Source organism: Sphingobacterium sp. T2 (assembly GCF_000814685.1).
Classification (GTDB): domain Bacteria; phylum Bacteroidota; class Bacteroidia; order Sphingobacteriales; family Sphingobacteriaceae; genus Sphingobacterium; species Sphingobacterium thermophilum.
The window spans coordinates 1-6,087 of record NZ_JXAC01000301.1; the positions used below are offsets into that span (position 1 = coordinate 1).

General features: G+C 37.5%; 7 protein-coding genes. 2 read left to right on the forward strand and 5 right to left on the reverse strand.

Annotation, left to right across the window (positions count from 1 at the left end):
• Positions 1–116: 116 nt before the first annotated feature.
• Together SD31_RS14335 and SD31_RS14340 are read left to right on the forward strand one after the other, a co-directional pair.
• Entirely contained in the window at positions 117–548 is a 432-nt protein-coding gene (locus SD31_RS14335) for a DNA cytosine methyltransferase (protein WP_197053744.1), read from the forward strand.
• On the forward strand, positions 542–1,618 hold the full coding sequence (locus SD31_RS14340; RefSeq protein ID WP_039054618.1) for an HpaII family restriction endonuclease: 1,077 nt from the start codon (positions 542–544) through the stop codon (positions 1,616–1,618). Before SD31_RS14335 ends, SD31_RS14340 begins: the two co-directional genes overlap by 7 nt.
• 349 nt (positions 1,619–1,967) lie before the next feature.
• Here the strand turns inward: SD31_RS14340 and SD31_RS14345 are convergent, their stop codons facing one another.
• The 5 genes from SD31_RS14345 to SD31_RS14365 all read right to left on the reverse strand — a co-directional run bounded on the left by SD31_RS14345 (position 1,968) and on the right by SD31_RS14365 (position 5,725).
• A complete protein-coding gene (locus tag SD31_RS14345) occupies positions 1,968–2,399 on the reverse strand; it encodes an antibiotic biosynthesis monooxygenase (RefSeq protein ID WP_052259103.1) in 432 nt (143 codons plus the stop codon).
• A complete protein-coding gene (locus tag SD31_RS14350; RefSeq protein WP_197053745.1) occupies positions 2,374–2,706 on the reverse strand; it encodes an ester cyclase in 333 nt (110 codons plus the stop codon). The genes SD31_RS14345 and SD31_RS14350 overlap by 26 nt, the downstream gene beginning before the upstream one ends.
• A gap of 149 nt (positions 2,707–2,855) precedes the next feature.
• Positions 2,856–3,626: a helix-turn-helix transcriptional regulator gene (locus SD31_RS14355; RefSeq protein ID WP_039054620.1), complete on the reverse strand. Its 771-nt coding sequence runs from the start codon at positions 3,624–3,626 to the stop codon at positions 2,856–2,858.
• 420 nt (positions 3,627–4,046) lie between these two features.
• On the reverse strand, positions 4,047–5,009 hold the full coding sequence (locus tag SD31_RS14360) for a serine hydrolase domain-containing protein (RefSeq protein ID WP_039054621.1): 963 nt from the start codon (positions 5,007–5,009) through the stop codon (positions 4,047–4,049).
• Positions 5,010–5,131: 122 nt separating this feature from the next.
• Entirely contained in the window at positions 5,132–5,725 is a 594-nt protein-coding gene (locus tag SD31_RS14365) for a hypothetical protein (protein WP_039054622.1), read from the reverse strand.
• Positions 5,726–6,087 lie beyond the last annotated feature (362 nt).

The window sequence follows — 6,087 nt, forward strand, 5'->3', positions numbered from 1 at the left end:
CTATTTTGAGGTACTCAAAATAGAGAAAGAATTTATATCGTAGGATTTCATCCAAATACTGGAATCAAATCCTTCGAATAATCCAAGACCGTTGGAACAAAAAAGTTGACTTTTTCTTGATATTTAAGGAAAAAGAAGTGCCTGCAACAAAGTATTATCTTTCTACACAATATCTGTCCACCCTACAAAATCATAAGGCCAGACACAAGAGCAAAGGAAACGGTTTCGGCTATCAAATCATTAATGATGACGAGATTGCAAATGCAGTGGTTTGCGGAGGTATGGGTAGAGAGCGGAATTTGGTGATTGATAACAGGATAACAGACTTTAATCCAACAACTAAAATAAAAGGGGAGGTCAATAGGGAAGGTATAAGGAGAATGACCCCGCGTGAATGGGCAAGATTACAAGGATTTCCCGATGAATTTATCATTCCTGTATCTGATGCCTCTGCATATAAACAATTTGGTAATTCAGTCGCTGTTCCTGCAATACAAGCAACTGCGGCTCAGATTTTAAAATATTTGGATTTGGAAAATATATGTTAACAGGGAATAAGGGAGAATGGAGTGAAATATATGCTCTATTCAAAGTTATATCCGACAAGGTATTGTTCGGAGGAGATAGCAATCTTCATAAAATCGAAAAATTAATTTTTCCAATAATAAAGGTATTGCGAGATGAATCAAATGGTACCTTTGATTTTACTTACGAGAATGATCTTGTTTTAGTAAAGAATAATGACTTACAGTTTAGAATTTCTGTGAATGAGTTTGGAAAACAAGCCCATTTTCTCTTGAGAAAGTTGCAGGAAAGAACTAACGCGACTTTTTCCATCCCCGAAGTCGAGCAGTTTATGAACTCGTTTAACAGTTGTTCGTTAAAGGCAAAATCAAGTGTCAAAAGGGACATAAGAATTGTGATTTATGATCATAGAACAGGTACAAACCCTGAGCTTGGTTTTAGTATAAAGTCCCAGCTTGGAGGAGCTTCTACTTTGTTAAATGCAGGCAGAACAACAAATTTCATTTACAGAATTCAAAATCTTAGTTTATCGGACGAAGAAATTGATCATATTAATGCAATTGAGTCTAAAAGTAAGATTAAAGATAGAATAGAAAGATTAAGCAGTCTTAATGGAGCTTTTAGCTTTGAAAGAACAGAAAATCCCGTTTTTCAGAATAATCTGATTTTAATTGACAGTGCTTTACCCAAAATACTTTCTGAAGTTTTACTTTCATTCTTTACTACAAACTTTACAAGAGTATCTGATTTGGTAAGTGAAATTACTCGAAAAAATCCATTAAATTATAATATGGTCAATTCCCATCCATACTATTCTTATAAAATTAAAAGATTTTTGACAGATATTGCTTTGGGAATGATGCCTTCGAAAGTTTGGACAGGAGAGTTGGATGCTACTGGGGGGTATTTGGTAGTAAAGGAAAATGGTGATGTCCTTTGTTATCATATCTATAACAGAAATGAATTTGAGGATTATTTATTTTGTAACACAAAACTAGAAACTCCGAGTAGTACAAGGCATGGATTCGGATCCGTATATAATGAAGATGGTAAACTTTATTTTAAGTTAAGTCTTCAGATTAGATTTCTATAGTAAATAAGCTAATATTTATAATGAGGATATAATTAGTTTATAAAGAAGAGAGATTTTTTAATCTCCCTTCTTTATAGTACTCCTAACTATCTCGAGTAAATCTTTTCTTAAGGCTTCAAGCTGTCGTTCAAATAATTCAATGCTTTCTTTCAGTGGATTATTAATATTTTCTACATTTGCGGCTATATTGGTAATCATATCCTTAAACTACTTAAAATTCGACATGCAGATAGAGCTAGAGCTTTTTGTTGAAAGAAGCTGGAGCTCAATACTAAAATTCGCTAGATTGCCAGACTTCCCATAAATTTAAAAAATTAAAGTAAAACTTACTTGAAGGCCGCTTCGGTGGTTACTCTATCAAGGAGCGAAATGTTTCTCTTTCCATTTGTATGTGAAGCTTTCGGTAGAATTCCTGCGGGTGGAATCCTGATTTTTTATATTCATCTTGCACTATTTTTTTTGCATTGTCTAAAGAGGCCTGATTATCCCAAGCGGCAATCGTAAGTATTACTGTTCGTCCATCGTTATCTTCCCTAACTAAGATTTGGTCTTGAATAAAACCTGGAAGTTTTCTTATTAGTCGTCTGTTGACTTCCATCTTTTCGGTAAATTCTTGGACAGAAGATTGTGGCATGGTAAATCGATCCACAAAATATACGCGTTCGCTGCTAGGGGCCCATAAGGTGTGATGGATAACGTTTAGTTGCTGTAAGAAGCTTAATTGATTAGTTATTACCTGATGGGAAATGATTTTTCTAGCTTTTAATTTGTAGATAGCCATCCCTTCTTCCTTCAATATGTTTTTGTGTGGGAGCTATATTCTGAAACACCCCGCGGTGGGTGCCTTCTACTTTATGTTTTACAAAAACTTTATTTCCCTCGGCAATGATCTCTTTTATGGTCCATGTAGCATCGGGAAATGCATGAGCAAATACCATAACTGATTTGGCGAAACCATCAATGCCTTTATCGCCTTGCGCATTAAGGTAGTCTGGGGAGACGACTTTCTCTAAATCGTCAAATTTTCGTGTGTTCAGGATGTGCTCATATAAAGTTCGCACTGCTTTTTTGTTTAACTCCGTTTCCATATCTTTTGACTTAAATGAAGAATTACTTTGTGGAAAAATGTATTGACTTATCCAGACAGATAAAACAAGACATACAAGAATTATAGGTTTCATCTTTTTTATACAAAATTCGTACAAGATGAAAACCAATCCTTGTAAAAAATCATTGATTACCAAAATAATCCTGATTTGTAGAAATCGGCAGGACTAAGTCCTGTGAAATTTTTGAAATCGCGATTGAAATGGGCTTGATCGTAATAGCCATGTTCCAATGCAATATGGATTAGAGGCGAACGGTTGGGAAGTGTGATGATTTGTTTTAGACGTGTGATATTGGCAAACTGCTTCGGCGAACAGCCTACGGCCTTTCTAAAGCGTTTTTCGAAGGCGTCTTGACTTATATGCAGCATGTGGGGAAGCGAGGAGACTTTAATTAAGCCTTTCGTTTTTCTTATTTCATCAACAGCCCTATGCACATAGCTATCTATTTCCGCTGTCGTAATATTGGAAAGCAGAAACTGGTCAATTTCTTTTATACGGTCCGAATCGGTGCGGGCATGGTATAGCTTTTCTTCTAGGTTTTTAATTTCATCCTGTTGAACGAAATTTTCTAGCTCTACACTGATTCCGAACAATTCATGGAGGGGATTTTTGAAAAAGGTAGCGGCACCAACTTCCGTAAACAACACGATAATGGATTTGCTACCTTTCGCATAATGGATATTTTTTATGGATTTTCTTATTCCTGAAAGGATGGAAGAAGAAAGAGGACGATAACCTCTCTCTTCAACAAACGAAATCTGTCCTTGAACGGTAAATACGATAGCTAAGCCTAAATTAGGCAAAACCCTATTGACGATATCCTCATCCGTTTCTATAATGCGGTACGATTGTATCAAGTTCTGCAGCTCTGGCCTTGGATAGTATAGTGTACTTTTCAATGTTTTACAATTTTCTGTAAAAGATAAAATCCTACGACTTGGTGATAATGTGAATTAAATGTAATGCAAATTCAATTGGCTTGAATAATAGCATGTATAGCCGGGTCGATGTAAACTGCTGTTTTTTTTTTATTCCTAGTTTTGCAGTTCTCTTAACTCTCTATAGCCTCCAAATTCGTATATAGGGCATGTCGCATGATTTCTGTAGCCTTATCGATATTCATTTTCTTCATCTTTCTTATGGATTTCACTAGTTTTCTTTAATTTTTCGCAAGTTTAAATTAATGAAAAGTATAAAAACCTTGAATATCGCCATGTCAGTTGAATTTCAATATTTATCTATAGCTTGGATTTTTCTGATTCATCTCGATGTGGCGGACCTGTTACTTTAAAGACGCTTCTCAAAGCGTTATTAAATTTTTACAGCTTGTATAAAGGGATAAGGTGGTGCTCGATAAAATCGATTCTGTCTTTGGGTTTGGGCACGAAGTGAGAAGCTATGGCGATGACTAACCTTTTCTTGCAGTGGATGTATATGATGTTTCCTCCATCACCTATGGCAGCAAACTTCCCTTTGTCCAATATCCACCATAAGTAGCCGTAGTTTTTGTTGTCCCAGGAGCTGTGTGGGGAGGTGCTTACTTCTATCCATTGCGGGGACACTATGGTTGTCCCTTCCCAACAGCCTTGTTGGAGACACAATTGACCTATTTTCAGCATATCGTAAACGGAAAGCATCAACCCCCAGCCGGAAGTGTTGGTACCTTGCGAGTCCGCCGCCCAACAGTTGGCATATTGGTTTTTGATGAAGTGGAAATAAGTTTCCCTGCTGTCTATTGTGAGTGTTTCGGGAGTAGTAATGTTCAACGGCTCAAAGAGATATTTTGTGGCAAAGGCATGAATGTTTATACCTATAGCTCGCTCTAGGAGGGAGGCCAAGACCTGAATCCCTACGGTAGTGTACTGAAATTCACCTATAGGCCGCTTGCCACCGAGCAGGTGAAGTGCAGTAAGTCCCCAGTTCTGGGTAGAGAAGACCTTACTATAGGGCTCCGAGCGAAATTTATACGGTGCAGTCATCGTCAGCAGATGTGTAATTTCCAGCTGTGCTAATGTTTTGTTTCTGCTGTTAATCTTCAGTTCGGGGAAGAAATCTATTACCTTCTCGTGGACACTTGCTATATGTTTCCTATCTAAGGCAATACCTACCAAAAGAGAAAATATACTTTTGGTAACGGAAGCCACATGAAGCTTTCTATCTTTTTCGGAGGGGTGAGCAAAGAACGCATAGCGTATTTCTCCGTCTTTGGCGATTAGTAGTCCTGAGATATTAGCGTACTCTCCCTTTAGGATATCGACCGTTTTATCCAATAGCTTTGACATACAATTAGGTTTTCTGCCAAAGTAAATGGTTATAAAACGATTTTGAGAAATGGTTTTAAAAAAAGATGTTCTGGCCGCTTTGCTGTATTATGATGCTAAATTTTTGGCAATAGCGGATTCTCCTATTTCAAGATCTTGAAATTCCATAAGAGCTTCTTTCGCTGTATCAGTGTGCGCCAGTCAATAAAGAATATGCAACCTATGAGGATCAGGCCGAACACAAAACCGGCAACGGATTTCCATGATAGCAGGTTGTCTGTGATGCTGTCGATGCTTTCCGAAGCGTATTTCCCCAATAGCAGGGCTATGGCATCGCTGGTAAACTTGCCGACGAAGAAGGCAGGGATAATATATTTGGCATTTAGCTTGGACATCCCTGCAGCTAAAAACAAAGGTGTGGTAGGGAGCGGCAGCAAGGAGTAAGCAAGGACAAACAGCTGTCCTTTCCATACGTTTTCTTTCATCTTGGATCCCAAAAATTCCACATCTTCATTCTTGGCTTTATTGATATATTTGTTGGCGATAAGGGGAGTGTACAGAGTAAGGATATATCTGCCCAAGACGGAAGCTATTACCCCGATAATCAATACGGGCCAAACACTCAGACCGAAGGTGATTTGCAAAAATACCATTACCGTAAATGCAGGTAGGAAAGGAAAAGGTACTATATCAAACAATAAAGCACCTACAAAGACTAAAGCGTACTGCCACCACATGTTTTTTCGTTTAATATATTGCGACGCGGAAACGGTTTATCACACTATTACCACATATTATTCTGTAAAGAAAATGATTTAATAATAATTTACCACGCAAACTTCACTTTTTTACCCCAAAAACCGTTGCGAAGCAAACTTTAGCTTTCTGTCTTCACATTTATGAGCAGCTTCAGAAGATGATGTTAATAAAAATTCTACGGTTTTCTGAAGACTGTCTGTCTTAGTTCGATAAGTTTGTTTTCTGTAATGGTAATAAAAAAAGCCCAATCTTTCGATTGAGCTTTTTTGGTGATCCCGCTGGGTTCGAGTCCCAGCGGGATCACTTAAAGTSTATTGCTCTACAGTCTGRCTACGATCTT

Coding starts and splice junctions, on each gene's coding strand:
- SD31_RS14340 (WP_039054618.1), top strand. CDS start 542: ATGTTAACAGGGAATAAGGGAGAATGGAGTGAAATATATGCTCTATTC.
- SD31_RS14345 (WP_052259103.1), bottom strand. CDS start 2,399: ATGGCTATCTACAAATTAAAAGCTAGAAAAATCATTTCCCATCAGGTA.
- SD31_RS14350 (WP_197053745.1), bottom strand. CDS start 2,706: ATGGAAACGGAGTTAAACAAAAAAGCAGTGCGAACTTTATATGAGCAC.
- SD31_RS14360 (WP_039054621.1), bottom strand. CDS start 5,009: ATGTCAAAGCTATTGGATAAAACGGTCGATATCCTAAAGGGAGAGTAC.
- SD31_RS14365 (WP_039054622.1), bottom strand. CDS start 5,725: ATGTGGTGGCAGTACGCTTTAGTCTTTGTAGGTGCTTTATTGTTTGAT.